We start from the raw sequence: 13,076 nt of genomic DNA, 5'->3' as shown, positions 1-13,076 counted from the left end.
CCTAGCCAGAGAGGCATACCCCCCCAATACGGGGCCCTTTGCGCCCCTGCCTGGCCGGCACCCTGACCGACCATGGCGGGACGCCGCCCCGACAGGGCAGCCACCGCGGCCCTGCCCTGGTGCCCGGCGTCGACAGCGGAGCGCCCAGGCGCCCGACCCAGGAACCATGTACATACAACAAACCCCGGCGACCGGCGCTGGGCCAGGTCAGCCAGGGTTCTACCGCCAGAGAATGTGCCCGCCGCGGCGGGTTCTCGGGCTGAGTTTGATTTGGTTATGCGCCCCTACCGTCGAGTGAGGCCCCGGGACGAGAACACTCCCAGGCGCCAGGTTCGCCGCCGGAGCGGGAGCCGTGTCCGCGGCTCCCGCGACGGTCGTGGACGGGTCAGACCCAGGGGGCGAGGGGGTACCAGTAGTCCTCGAAGATGGACGGGAGGCGGACGTCCCAGTAGAGGAGGAGGAAGACGCCCGCGGCGATGAAGCCGACGGTGGTGATGGCGGCGGCCCGGTGGGGTGAGGCTGCCAGCCACAGGCCGACGCGGCCGCCGGTGAGCAGGGCGATCGCGATGAGGAGGATCGCCATGATGGCGATGTTGCCGAGTGATTGCAGGGTGAACGCGGCCGCGCCGTACAGCGGGTTGTGGCTGTCGGCGGCGTCCTGGAAAAGCTGCCGGAACAGGGGGAAGGGCCGCCCGATCAGGAACCCTCCGATGAGGACGCCCATGACGACCAGCCGCGCACCGGGGCGGCGTGCCTCCAGCGGCGCCAGCGGATCTTTGATCACCCCGGCCGAGGCGAGGCCGAGCACGATCATGATCAGCCCGATCACGCCGTAGACGATCATCGCCTGGACCAGGCGCGGCGGGATCCCGTCGCCGGTGGCCGTCTTGAACTGGGGCATGCCGGTGCCGACGACTCCGACGAGGGCGCCGTAGAGCGCGGAGACCGGGATCATTCCGGCCGCGAGCAGGCCGAGTGGTCGGATCGTTCCACGGACCCGGTCGCCTTTCGTCGCCCCGCCTCCGGCCATGGTCGGGGTGAGGGCGCTGAAGGCGGCGATGTTGCAGGCGGTGAAGGTGCCCGCCACCCCGGAGACCAGGGCGAACAGGACTCCGGCGGCCATCCCGGTGATGGGTGTGGCCTTGGCGTCGTGGCCGAGCAGGGTGTTGGCGACGTTGTCGCCGATGGTCTGGTCCACGAACTCCGCCGACCAGATGACGGTCAGCGCGAACCCGATCAACGCGCCGACCGCGATGAGCAGGATCCGCCGCTGCGGAGCCGCTGCCCGTGTCACGGGCGGGTTGTTCGCGAGTTGGGTCATGCCATGACTCCTGACCTCGAACGATCTTTACCGCCGTCAGGCTGACACCCCCGCCCACCCTGACCTTTCTCCCAGAATGCGATCTCCCCCGCCGCCAGGGGAAGCGCACTCCAGAAGATGCGGCCGAGAACGGCCACCAGCGAACAACTGCCACCCAGTGGAGCCCCTTGCGGGATTCGAACCCGCGCACACGGCTCCAGAGATCAGTACGGAAAAGGCCCTCGACATGGGCGACTTTCATCGCCTGTCGCGCTCCGGACGCCTATGGAACAGCACGCCGCTGAGAGGGCCTCTGGCGTGACTGCGACGCGCCCTGGCGGAGACGCGCGATGCCCTCTTCTACGCTCTCCGACGTCTGCACACGCCCACCCGCTGCGTCGTCACGGGGTTCGAAACGCGCGACGACCGACACTTCCGCAGGTGCGCACGGCGCCGGTGGCGATCGCCTCGAACGGTTGCGTTCTTCGCGTGCATCTATTACGCGATGATGCGGCCTGGCAAAGCGGACTCTCCGCGGCTGGGGCGGTCCGCGCCCTGGTGAGATGGGTGCGGAGCCCGTTCGCGCAGCCGCGCGACCCTGAGGAGGGCGACCGGCAGACCGCCAACCGCGCCGAGCGCGATGCCCGTCCCGAGCGATCTCCGATCACGCCCACCAGCGGGGGTCGGCCCTCAGCACGGTGACGGACGGGTCGGGTCGGCCGCCAGAGGACTCAACCGCCAAGGCGAAGGTCGCCGTGCGAGTGCGTTGCCGTGAACCGGAGGCGGTCGCCTACTTCGACGGTGCCCTCGTCGCCGACGGGCTCCGATCGGCACAATGCCCTATTATTTTGATATGGATTTGGAGGAATCTGATCGGCGGATCGCCGCTCTGCTGCCGCGCCCGGACCACTCGGTCGTCGCTGTCGAACCGCCGGGTGACGGCGACGGGTACTGGGTCGGAGCGCCCAGCGCGGTCGAGAGCGAGGGGTGGATCTACCTGGCGTACCGGCTGCGCCGGCCCATCGGGAAGGGACGCGGCTACGCGGTGGTCGTCGCCCGCTCCGCCGATGGCGAGCGCTTCGAACCGCTCGTCATGATCGGCAAGGACGCCATGGAGGCTGAGTCCCTTGAGCGCCCCGCCCTCGTCCGGACCGCCGAGGGGACATGGCGGCTCTACCTGAGCTGTGCGACGCCGGGAACCAAGCACTGGCGCGTCGAGGTGCTCCAGTCCAACGCCCCGGACGGGTTCAGCCCAAGCGACCGGCGGGTCGTCCTGCCCGGGGACGAGAAGACGGGCGTGAAGGATCCGGTGATCGTCCAGCACGACGGCCGGTGGCATCTGTGGGCCTCGTGCCACCCGCTGGCCGACGCCGCCGAGGCCGACCAGATGACCACCGAGTACGCCACAAGCGCCGACGGCCTGGAATGGACCTGGCACGGAACGGCTCTCAGCCCCCGGCCCGGCGGGTGGGACGCCCGGGGCGTGCGGGTCAGCGCGGTGCGCTTCACCCCCGACGGGATCGTGGCGGCCTATGACGGCCGGGCCAGCGCGGCCGAGAACTTCGAGGAGCGCACCGGCTTCGCCGTCGGCGACGACCCCGCCGCGCTCTCGGCCATCGGATCCGCCCCGTGGGCGTCCTCGCCCCACCACGGCGGCGGGTTGCGCTACCTGGAGGCCCTCCCCACCCAGGACGGCCGCCTCCGTCTGTTCTACGAGGTGACCCGCGCGGACGGAGCACACGAACTGCGTACCGAGTTGCGCTGAGCGGTCCCGAGTCTTCAGCGCGAATGCGGACGGCCGTTGCGGGCTTGTCGCTGCCCGTCCGGCCGCGCGCCCACCCGTCCGCCGGAGGCCGCCTTCGGCTCCAGCCAGTCGCCGAAGTCCTCGCCGGTGACCTTCTCCAGCAGCTTGACGTCGGCTTCGAAGAGGGGGATGAGAGCCTCGCGCTGCTCCCAGGTCAGCGGCCGCCGGGCCGGGCCGTTGCGCTGCAGCGCGCGTTCCAGCGGCGTGGTGACCCGGGTGGCCAGGTCGCCGGGCAGGACCGTGCCCGCCGCCACACCGGTCCGCAGCATCCACGACAGGACGCGATGGCGCGTCGTGCGGCCGGGATGCACGGTGACGTTCTCCCGCGGCACCTCGGTGAGGACGCCCGGGTCGACGCCCAGGAACGAGCAGATGCGGTCCAGCGTCGGCGCCGGCCGCTCCAGCAGTTCGCGGTACCGGAAGACCAGGACCTGCTCCCGGGGGAACAGCCCGTAGAGGTGCTCCAACTGCTCGCCGTACCGGCCCAGCCGGACGTAGTGCCAGAAGGCGGCCCAGCCCGCGTCGATCCGCCGGTCCTCCTCCCGGCAGGCGAGGACCACGTCGTCGATGGGCTCCAGCCCCGCCGACCACAGATGCGTCCAGTTGGAGTGGGCCCGCTCCACCGGGTCGCGCAGGACGGCGATCAGCCGGGCCTCGGGGATCAGATCGTGGATGCGGCGTTGGGCGGCGCGGTCGTACAGGTAGAACGGGGTCGACTCTCCGCACAGCGCGCCGGGCGGGGCGTCCGCGAACAGCGCCTCGTACTCCGCCCTGCGCCAGACGTGCTCCCGGTAGGTCTGCGCGTCACCCGGCCCGCCCCGGTCCGGAGGGGGCGCGCCACCGGTCAGGAAGAACTTGGGCTCCTTCACCGCCGACAGGTGCAGCCCGGGGTGACCCGCCAGCGCCGCGTGCAGCGCGGTGGTCCCGGTCTTGGGAGCACCGATCACCAGGAAGTCCGGCAGCGGCATCACGTCCTCCTAGTGCCACCTCGACATCAATAGAACTATAACTACCAATTTAGTGGGAAACTAGTATCTCGGCCCTCCCTGAACCTGGATAACGACGCGCCCCGTCCCGCCCGAGCCGGTGAAGCTGCTCCGGGCGCATCTGGAGGCGGGCCCTGCCGGTCGGCTCTTCCGCAGGTGGACGTCCACGGCGGCGCAGTTGCAGAGCCCGCCGGCGAGCAAGCCCCACGGTCTGCGGGGCCTCGCCGCAGTGCAACCCGGGCGTCGCACGCCGATCAGGGCGGCGTGCCCCGGGTCGTCCTCCGGGAACATTTGTCCAAGACCGATGACCGGTGGCCCTTGCATAGTCCCGGTATGAGTGAAGATGACGTCGGGCACGCGCATGGGATGCATGTGGTCCGCGACGGCCCGCGGGAGGCGCCGCCGCTGCTGCTCATCCACGGCTCGGGGGCCTCGGGCGCTTCGTGGGGGCCGATGGTTCCGGTGCTCGCCCGCCACCATCTCATCCGCGTCGACCTTCCAGGCTGCGGCAAATCGCCGCCCGCGCGGTCGTACGACGTCCCCGGGCAGGCGGGCCGGGTGGCGGCGCTGCTGGACGACCTCGGCCTTGGCCCCGTCCTCGCGGCCGGGCACTCCAGCGGCGGATACGTCGCCACGGCGCTCGCCGAGCGGCGTCCCGACCTGGTGAGGTCGCTCGCGCTGATCAGTACCGGCCCGAGCCTCGACGCGCTCCTGCCGCAGCCGTTGATCCTGCGAGCCATGCTGGGCCCGCCGCTCGGCCGGCTCATCTGGTCGAGGCGTCCGGAAGCCTGGATCCGCAAAGGGATCATGGCGACGGCCGCTCGTCCCGTGGACGTCCCCGACGACCTGGTCGCCGAGGTCCAGGGGACCACCTACCGCGCGTTCCGGATGGTGATGCGCGAGAACACCGCCTACATCAACGAGCGGAGCGTCCCCGAGCGCCTCGCCGACCTGGAGGTCCCGGTGCTGGCGATCGTCGGCGCGGCCGACCCCCGCTGGGATCCGGAGTCGGCGCGGCGGTACGAGGCGGTCCCGAACGTTCGGGTCGAGTCGCTGCCCGACGTCGGGCACCTGCCCATCATCGAAGTGCCGGAGGAGACCGGCGAACTGCTCCTGGCCTTCGCGGCGGCGGGCCGGGACACCCCGTCCCTGTGATCCTGGCGGCATAAGCTGGTCCCGTGACACCGAACGGGGCGACCCCCGACTGGGCGCGGGTGGACATCGCGGTCCCGCGCCCGGCGGGCCGGCTGCCCGGGGTGACCATGGCCGGGTTCGGTGCCCGCGCCCCGGAGCCCGTGGACATCGCCATGGTCCCGCACCCCTGCGTCACCGTGCTCGTCGACCTGGGCGAGGGGGGCGGCCTCGCCTACCACGCCCGCGGCCGGAGCGAGCGCGGCAGCATCGTCGTCGGGCTCCTCCCCGGCGAGTTCCGGGTGGCCGGGCGCGGGGAGGGCGAATACCTCCAGCTCAGGCTGGAGCCCGTCGCCGCGGCCGCGGTCTTCGGCGCGTCGACCGAGCTCGGTGGGACGATGGCGCCCCTCGAAGACCTCTGGGGCCGCGACGCCCGCCGAGCCGAGGACGGGCTGCGCGCCGCGACGTCCTGGGACGAACGGTTCGCGATCGCGGCGGAGCTCCTCGGACAACGGCTGGACGCCCGCTCACCGGTCGATCCGGAAGTCGCCCACACCTGGCGGCGGACGTCCACCAGCCGGGGACGCGTGCGCGTCGACGACCTGGCAGGCGAGGTCGGCTGGAGCCGCAAGCGCCTCTGGTCCCGCTTCCGGTCCCAGCTCGGCATCACCCCCAAACGCGCCGCCCGGCTGGTGCGGTTCGACCACGCCGCCCACCTCCTCGCGGCGGGCCACACGCCCGCGAGCGCCGCGACCGAGAGCGGCTACGCCGACCAGTCCCACCTCAACCGTGAGGCCAGGACGTTCACGGGTCTCACGCCCAGCGCCGTGGCCGCCGCGCCATGGCTCGCGATCGACGACATCGCATGGCCCGCATCCTCGGCACGACCACCCGCGTGAACCGCCCTGTCACCAGGCGCCTCGCAGAGCAGGACGACCCCCAACGATGACCTCGCCCAGGCCGTCCAGACGCCCCGCCGCCATCCCCTTCAAACCCGTCCAACCGCACCGGTGTGAAGGCTTGATGCCCTTCCGGCCTGAGCTCGCCGGTGACGTGCCGACCTTTTCGGAGAGCCAAGTCCAGAGCATTCTTTTCGCACGAACGTCCTGTGCAGGCCATTCGGTGCTTCGGAGAAACCGGAACGGCGACCGCCTGCCTCCGCGCGACGCTTCCACTGCCGGCGGAGTCTCAGCCCGGCAAGGTGGCGATGGTCTTCTCTCCGACAACCCACTCAAGGCCGCAGGGCGAACGTATGAGGCCCAGCAGGGCGAGGTAGATCCTCGCGTCATCACGCACGCTCAAGACCGAGAACTCCCTACGGCGCTGAACTACGCCGGCTCGTGGGGGCGTGGCCGAGGCCGCCGGCTCGTGGTGTCTTCGCGACGCTCTACTACGCCGGTCTACCAGGCTTCCAGTCATCTCGAAGAGGTGGACGGACGACGGCGAGCGCCACGAGCGGCGAGGGCTCGGACAGCGGTCCGCCAAGGCAGCCCACATCGTGTCGATACCGCCGCCCCTCGCGGCCATCCTCAAGGAGCACATCGAGGAGGTCAGGAAGGCCGAGGATGGACGCCTGTTTCCGCACCGAGCGCGGCGGCATTCTGGAGGCCTCGAACCTACTCGCGCGCATGAGAATGAGCCGCCCCCCAGCTCGCATTCACGCCCGCTCAGGTCGCATCGCCCCTTGCAAGGCGCTGGTACGACCTCCGTCACGCCGCGCTAAGCACGTGGCTTAACCCCGGCGTCTCACCGGCGGACGTGGCCAAGCGCGCGGGCAACCCGGAAGAGGTGCCAATCAAGCGCTACGCCGGCTGCATGGACGGTCAGGGGGACGCCATCAACCGCCGCATCGAACGAGCGCTCGGAGACGACTGACAGACCAGCGTGTGCCAGGGCACCAAGGGGCGCCCGCCTCACGGCAGCGAGTCGGGCGCCCCTGGGGAGCGGTGCTACTCGAAGATGTTCGGGACGGAGATCTTATTGACGCTACGGCGAGAGTTCCAGGCGGAAGCGACCGCCAGGTGAGCGGCCTTGAGGCGGCCCTTGGTGCCGTCCAGCCGAGTGTTGTTGTTGGTGGCGATGGTCTGAATCTTGGCTTTGAACGAGACGGGGTCACCCTGGCGCTTGAGCTTCTGCGCCAGTTCGTGAGGCTTAACCACATCGGGGTGCCTGGAGATCACGATGGCGATACCTCCGATGGTGACGGAGTGCCAGGTGTCAGGAGTGCGGCCCCAAGCGGCTTCGGCGATGGCGAGCGACTGATCCAGGACCTCGGGGCCGTGCTCCTCGACGATGCCGAGGATTCCCTTGATGCCCCGCACGCCGTTGGCGGTACGGCCACCAACCTTGAGTTGATGCTTCTCCAGGACGGCGTTGGTGTCGACGAAGAGCGGGTGCCCGGCCAGCACACCGATCCTGAACTCATCGTTCGGGCCGACCTTCGAGGACTCCTTGTTCTTGATGATGAACAGGGAGGCCTCGTTGGCCATCGACAGATCGGAGTGGACCTCGCAGGTGATGAGCTGGACAGCCTCCCGAACCTGCTCCGAGACCGTGACCTCCCCCGCCAGAATGAGTTGACAGGCGTAGACGCGGTGCATGCCGTCAACCGCGTACTGGCCATCCTCGCGCAGCGAGAGGATCGGCGTCCCGAGCGCAGTAGGAACCAGCTTCTCGGCGATCGTCTTCGCACGCGCCTTGTTGAGGTTGCGCTGGGCGCGGGAGTCGAACTTGATGGTCTTCGGATCCACCTTGGCGTAGTCGATCGGGTGATCCGGGATGGCATAGCTGTAGTCCTTGCCGGACATCGGCATCTCTTTCTGTGTCAGCACCCCAGTGGGGGTGACGGCGACACGTGTCAGCTCCCGAATGCGGGAGACGGCGACCTTGCGGGGGATCAGGCTATAAGACAATTAGGCGGGAGAGGGGTGGATTTATCGAGTCCGTGACCCGCCCTGTCAGCCGGCAGGCGACCATGGAGCGCCTGTGGCGGGAAAGCACCGACTGCGGGAGCCGCCCGGTCGGTCCGCGAGAGCTATCTCGTAGGGCTCTCGTGGGCGGTGCTGGACAGTGAGATCAGACGGCACTCAGTGAGACTGAGGTCTCGCCCGATCTCTTGGTATTTGTGCTGTTCAGCGGCTTGATCGCGCTGGTTTTTGAAAGGTGCCCGTGCAGGATTCGAACCTGCGCACACGGCTTCGGAGGGCGCTTCCCAGATCTTCAGCCGTAGGGCTGTTGAGCTGCTCACGCACCCTCCGGTCCGTCACTGCGGCATCCGACCGTTCCGCGTACGTTACGGATCTTGGTCGTCAGCTGTAGAAGTTTCTGCCGTACTCCTCGTTGCTTGCGGTGAAGTCATCCGGTCGGGTCTCGCGAAGAAGCCTGTGCCGGGCGGAGAGGGCATCGATCGCCTGGGGGATGCTGTACTCGAACACTTCCCGCAAGATCACCAGAGCTTGGATGATGCGATTACTCACGATGTGCTCGTCGATCTCGGGCCACCGGTCGGTCATGCGGCGAGTCTGGCACCGGTCACCGGTCGGCACCGGTTCCGGCAATTCTGCTTCATCTCTCGCCTCGCCCGACGTGGGCCGTAACAGACGAACGAACCTGTCCGGATGGGTGCTCCCGCGCGAACGGCGCGCAACCAATGACAGACCGATTCTCGCGGGAGTGCCCTCCGGCTCAAGGAGGGGGCTGGGGAACCACGGAGTTCCTCAGCCGCGCACGCTCAATGTGGAGACAGCACCCGTCGCCTACGTGAGCGGGCTGTCGTCCGATGCCGAAGGCACCCGACGGGCGAGCGAAGCGAGTAGCCGATGGTCCGCGCCCCACGCCTATCAACGCCGGGGTTTTGACTGTTCCGAAATTGTGCCCCCTGCAGGATTCGAACCTGCGCACACGGCTCCGGAGGCCGTTGCTCTATCCCCTGAGCTAAGGGGGCTTGCGCTGCCTTGGGCTGCGCGTGAAGAAGGTTACCAGGGTTGGCCGGGTGACGCGCACGTGGGTGTTCGCCGTGCGTTCGGGAGGTTGGTCGGCTAGCTTCTAGGCCGTGACCGAGCCACTGGGACGCGTGCTGGTCGTCGATGATGACGAGGTGATCCGCCAGCTCATCGCCGTGAACCTGCAGTTGGAGGGGTTCGAGGTGGCGACCGCGGTGGACGGGCAGGACTGCCTGGACAAGGTGGCGGGGGTCGCGCCCGATGTGATCACGCTGGACGTGATGATGCCGCGGCTGGACGGGTGGGTGACCGCGACGCGGCTGCGGGAGGGGCCGGAGACGGCGCACATCAGGGTGGTGATGATCACGGCGCGGGCCCAGGAGCACGATGTGCGGCGGGGGCACGAGATCGGCGTGGACGCCTATGTGACCAAGCCTTTCGATCCGAACCAGCTGATCCAGACGGTGCGCAAGCTGGCGGCAGTGTCCAGATAGTGGTCGGATAGTCTCGCGAGAGTGACTCCAGCCGGTGTGAGCGATGCCCTTGTGGCCGCGGTTCGGGATGCCGTGGCGCAGGGGGAGCTTGATGTCGCCGTGCCTGAGGACGTCACCGTTTTCTCTGTGGGCGCCGGGGTTTTCGAGAGTCCTGTGGCCCTGCGGCTGGGTGTGGATCCCCAGGTGATCGCGCGGCGGGTCGGGGGGTCTGTCAGCGGGCGCGGGTTCGTGCGGGTCGAGGTCGCGGTCGAGGCGTTGGTGGACGGGGTTCTGCGCGAGCCGGGCTTTGGGGTCGCGCGGGTTCCGGGTGGTGGGTGGAGTGAGTGGCCCAGGACGTTCGAGAACCCTGGGTTCTCGGTGCGCTACGCGTACGCGCGGGCTTGCTGGGTGGGGCGTTGGGCGCGGGACGTTGGAGTGTCGCGGGGTGTGTTCAGGGGCGGGGCTCCTGAGGAGTTGGGGTTGGTTACGGTCCTGGGGGACGTTCCCGGGCGGGCGGCGCAGGCCGAGCGGGAACGGGACGCGGGGCCGCTGGTGTTGTGCCTGGAGAGAGTGGCCGGGGCGTACCACGATGTGCACGAGCGGTGTCCGGCTCTTCCCAGGGGCGACGAGAAACCCGGGGCGGTGCATGCGGGACGCGTCAGTTTGGCGGAGGCCGCGCGCATCGCCCTCGGCAACGGCCTGAACATGATCGGTGAGACCCCAAGAGAGCGGATATGAGTCGAGTTCACCCTGCCGGGCCCCGGCATGCCGACGTCCTGCCCGAGGACCACCCCGCTGGTCCCGCGGACGACCTGAACGTCCTGGACCCGCACATCTGGCCGCGCAACGCCGGACGGGACGGCGCCGTCACCCTGGGCGGCATCGACGTGAGGGACCTGGCCCGGGAGTACGGGACGCCCCTGTTCGTCTATGACGAGGACGACGTGCGGAGCCGGGCGCGGGACTACGCGACCGCGTTCCATGACGGCGACGTCCACTACGCGGGCAAGGCGTTCCTCTGCACGGCCGTGGCCAGGTGGCTGGACGCGGAAGGGCTCGGGCTGGACGTGTGCAGCGGCGGTGAGCTCGCGGTCGCGTTGGCGGCGGGCTTCCCCACGGAGCGCATCACGTTGCACGGCAGCAACAAGGCGTCCTGGGAGCTGGAGCGGGCGCTGGAGGTCGGTGTCGGACGGATCGTCCTGGATTCGTTCGAGGAGATAGCGCGACTGGGATATCTGGCCCAGCAGCATGGGGCGCGGCCCAAGGTGATGGTGCGCGTCACCACCGGGGTGGAGGCGCACACCCATGAGTTCATCGCGACCGCTCACGACGACCAGAAGTTCGGGTTCTCCAGGAGTTCCGGGGCGGCGCTGGAGGCCGTGCGGAGGGTTCTGCGCCTTCCGCAGTTGGAACTGGTGGGGCTGCACAGCCACATCGGGTCGCAGATCTTCGACGTGGACGGTTTCGAGGTCGCGGCGCACCGGCTCGCGGAGCTGCTCGTCGCGATCAGGGACGAGCACGGCGTCGAGCTGCCGGAGCTGGACCTCGGGGGCGGGTACGGGATCGCCTACGTCCCGGGCGAGGAGCCGCACGACCCCAAGGCCATCGCGGACGGCCTGAGAGGCATCGTGGCGCGCGAGTGCCGGGCGTACGGGCTCGCGATGCCCCGGCTGACCGTCGAGCCGGGACGGGCGATCGTGGGGCCGGGGGGAGTGACGCTGTACGAGGTCGGGACGGTCAAGGACGTCGAGGGCCTGCGGACGTACGTGTCCGTGGACGGCGGGATGAGCGACAACCTCCGCACCGCCCTGTACGGCGCCGAGTACACCGCCGTCCTGGCGAGCCGGACCTCGGACGCGCCGCCGATGCTCAGCAGGCTTGTCGGCAAGCACTGCGAAAGCGGGGACATTGTGGTGCGCGACCTGTGGCTGCCCGCAGATCTTGCGGCGGGCGACCTGGTGGCGGTGGCGGCGACCGGTGCGTACTGTCGATCGATGGCCAGTAACTACAACCACGTCCCGAAGCCCGCCGTCGTGGCGGTCCGGGACGGCAGGTCGCGCGTGATCGTCCGCCGGGAGGGCGTGGAGGACCTGCTGCGGCTCGATGCGGAGGTCGAAGCGTGAAACCCGAACGTGGCCCGCTGCGGGTGGCGCTGCTCGGATGTGGCGTCGTCGGCACGGAGGTCGTCCGGCTGCTGCGCGAGCAGGCCGTCGATCTGGCCGCGCGCGTCGGGGCTCCGCTGGAGCTGGCGGGGATCGCGGTGCGCCGTCCCGACAAGGTCCGCGCCGGCGTCCCGGAGGAGCTGCTGACGACCGACGCCCAGGGGCTGGTGACCAGGGACGACGTCGACATCGTGATCGAGGTCATCGGCGGGATCGAGCCGGCCAGGACGCTGATGCTGGAGGCGATGAAGACCGGCAAGTCGGTCATCACCGCCAACAAGGCGCTGCTCGCCGAGGACGGCGCCACGCTGTTCGCGGCGGCCCGGGAGTACGGGGCCGACCTCTACTACGAGGCGTCCGTGGCGGGGGCCATCCCTCTGCTGCGTCCGCTGAGGGAGTCGTTGGTCGGGGACCACGTCCACCGGGTGCTGGGCATCGTGAACGGCACGACCAACTACATCCTCGACCAGATGGACACCCACGGCGCCGGGTTCAACGACGCCCTGGAGGAGGCCCAGGCGCTCGGGTACGCGGAAGCGGACCCGACGGCCGACGTGGAGGGTTTCGACGCGGCGGCCAAGGCGGCGATCCTCGCGCAGCTCGCCTTCCACACCCCGGTGGGCGCCGCGGACGTCCACCGCGAGGGCATCACCGAGGTGAGCGCCGCCGACGTGGCCGGCGCCAAGGGCATGGACTGCGTCGTCAAGCTCCTGGCCATCTGCGAGCGCGTCCCCTCCGAGGGCGGACGGAACGGACGCGGCGTATCCGTGCGCGTCTACCCGGCGATGATTCCCCGGTCGCATCCCCTGGCGAGTGTCCGCGAGGCGTACAACGCGGTGTTCGTAGAGGCGGAATCGGCCGGATCGCTCATGTTCTATGGGGCGGGCGCCGGGGGAGCGCCCACGGCGTCCGCGATCCTGGGCGACCTGGTCGCGGTCGCGCGCAACGTCGTCGGCGGCACGCCCGGACCGGTCGAGGTCACCTACGCGAAGCTCCCCGTCCTGCCCATGGGGGAGACGGTCACCCGCTACTACATCCAGCTGGACGTCGCGGACGAGGCCGGCGTCCTCGCGACGGTCGCGGAGGAGTTCGCCCGGCACGGCGTGTCGATCCAGGCCGTCCGCCAGGTGGGGCTGGGCGAGGAGGCGCAGCTGGTCGTGGTGACCCACCGCGCGCCGGACGCGGCGCTGTCGGCGACGGTGGAGGTGCTGCGCGGGCTGGAGATGGTCCGCGAGGTCGCGAGCGTCATGCGGGTCGAGGGCGAGGAGTGACTGCGGGG

At 69.8% G+C, this 13,076-nt stretch carries 11 protein-coding genes and 1 tRNA gene; 7 read left to right on the top strand and 5 right to left on the bottom strand.

Going from position 1 to position 13,076, the window contains the following annotated elements:
- Nucleotides 1–385: 385 nt before the first annotated feature.
- Nucleotides 386–1,321 carry a hypothetical protein gene (locus KLI87_RS14225; RefSeq protein WP_156215952.1) on the bottom strand — a complete coding sequence of 312 codons (936 nt, stop codon included), beginning with the start codon at nucleotides 1,319–1,321 and terminating at the stop codon, nucleotides 386–388.
- 832 nt (nucleotides 1,322–2,153) lie between these two features.
- On the opposite strand from KLI87_RS14225, the gene KLI87_RS14220 reads away from it, so the two are divergent.
- Nucleotides 2,154–3,065 carry a hypothetical protein gene (locus KLI87_RS14220; RefSeq protein WP_214617260.1) on the top strand — a complete coding sequence of 304 codons (912 nt, stop codon included), beginning with the start codon at nucleotides 2,154–2,156 and terminating at the stop codon, nucleotides 3,063–3,065.
- A 14-nt stretch (nucleotides 3,066–3,079) separates the two neighbouring features.
- Here KLI87_RS14220 and KLI87_RS14215 read toward each other — a convergent pair whose 3' ends face one another.
- A complete protein-coding gene (locus KLI87_RS14215; protein ID WP_156215954.1) occupies nucleotides 3,080–4,072 on the bottom strand; it encodes a sulfotransferase in 993 nt (330 codons plus the stop codon).
- 351 nt (nucleotides 4,073–4,423) lie between these two features.
- On the opposite strand from KLI87_RS14215, the gene KLI87_RS14210 reads away from it, so the two are divergent.
- Nucleotides 4,424–5,245, top strand: a complete 822-nt coding sequence (locus KLI87_RS14210; RefSeq protein ID WP_250903762.1) for an alpha/beta fold hydrolase — start codon at nucleotides 4,424–4,426, stop codon at nucleotides 5,243–5,245.
- Between the two features lie 23 nt (nucleotides 5,246–5,268).
- A complete protein-coding gene (locus KLI87_RS14205; protein WP_308166002.1) occupies nucleotides 5,269–6,120 on the top strand; it encodes a helix-turn-helix domain-containing protein in 852 nt (283 codons plus the stop codon).
- A gap of 1,050 nt (nucleotides 6,121–7,170) precedes the next feature.
- On the opposite strand, the gene KLI87_RS14200 is transcribed toward KLI87_RS14205, so the two are convergent.
- The 3 genes from KLI87_RS14200 to KLI87_RS14190 all read right to left on the bottom strand — a co-directional run bounded on the left by KLI87_RS14200 (nucleotide 7,171) and on the right by KLI87_RS14190 (nucleotide 9,164).
- The gene (locus KLI87_RS14200) at nucleotides 7,171–8,028 is read right to left on the bottom strand and encodes a DUF6551 family protein (protein WP_214617259.1); all 858 of its coding nucleotides are present in this window, start codon (nucleotides 8,026–8,028) and stop codon (nucleotides 7,171–7,173) included.
- Between the two features lie 501 nt (nucleotides 8,029–8,529).
- Nucleotides 8,530–8,733, bottom strand: coding sequence for a hypothetical protein (locus tag KLI87_RS14195; protein ID WP_214617258.1), 204 nt, complete (start codon nucleotides 8,731–8,733; stop codon nucleotides 8,530–8,532).
- Nucleotides 8,734–9,092: 359 nt separating this feature from the next.
- Nucleotides 9,093–9,164: transfer RNA gene (locus KLI87_RS14190), tRNA-Arg, on the bottom strand.
- A 129-nt stretch (nucleotides 9,165–9,293) separates the two neighbouring features.
- On the opposite strand from KLI87_RS14190, the gene KLI87_RS14185 reads away from it, so the two are divergent.
- The 4 genes from KLI87_RS14185 to KLI87_RS14170 are packed head-to-tail and all read left to right on the top strand — an operon-like array spanning nucleotide 9,294 to nucleotide 13,068.
- Nucleotides 9,294–9,656: a response regulator transcription factor gene (locus tag KLI87_RS14185; protein WP_214617489.1), complete on the top strand. Its 363-nt coding sequence runs from the start codon at nucleotides 9,294–9,296 to the stop codon at nucleotides 9,654–9,656.
- A 36-nt stretch (nucleotides 9,657–9,692) separates the two neighbouring features.
- Nucleotides 9,693–10,373 carry a DALR anticodon-binding domain-containing protein gene (locus tag KLI87_RS14180; RefSeq protein ID WP_214617257.1) on the top strand — a complete coding sequence of 227 codons (681 nt, stop codon included), beginning with the start codon at nucleotides 9,693–9,695 and terminating at the stop codon, nucleotides 10,371–10,373.
- Complete coding sequence (lysA, locus tag KLI87_RS14175) at nucleotides 10,370–11,758, top strand: diaminopimelate decarboxylase (protein ID WP_214617256.1); 1,389 nt, start codon at nucleotides 10,370–10,372, stop codon at nucleotides 11,756–11,758. Before KLI87_RS14180 ends, lysA begins: the two co-directional genes overlap by 4 nt.
- Nucleotides 11,759–11,781: 23 nt before the next feature.
- On the top strand, nucleotides 11,782–13,068 hold the full coding sequence (locus tag KLI87_RS14170; protein ID WP_214617487.1) for a homoserine dehydrogenase: 1,287 nt from the start codon (nucleotides 11,782–11,784) through the stop codon (nucleotides 13,066–13,068).
- The last annotated feature ends 8 nt before the right edge of the window (nucleotides 13,069–13,076 follow it).

It is taken from the genome of Actinomadura sp. NEAU-AAG7 (assembly GCF_018603865.1).
GTDB lineage: Bacteria > Actinomycetota > Actinomycetes > Streptosporangiales > Streptosporangiaceae > Spirillospora > Spirillospora litoris.
The sequence above is the reverse complement of the archived record's forward strand: the minus strand, read 5'-3'. Positions and strand labels throughout refer to the sequence as shown.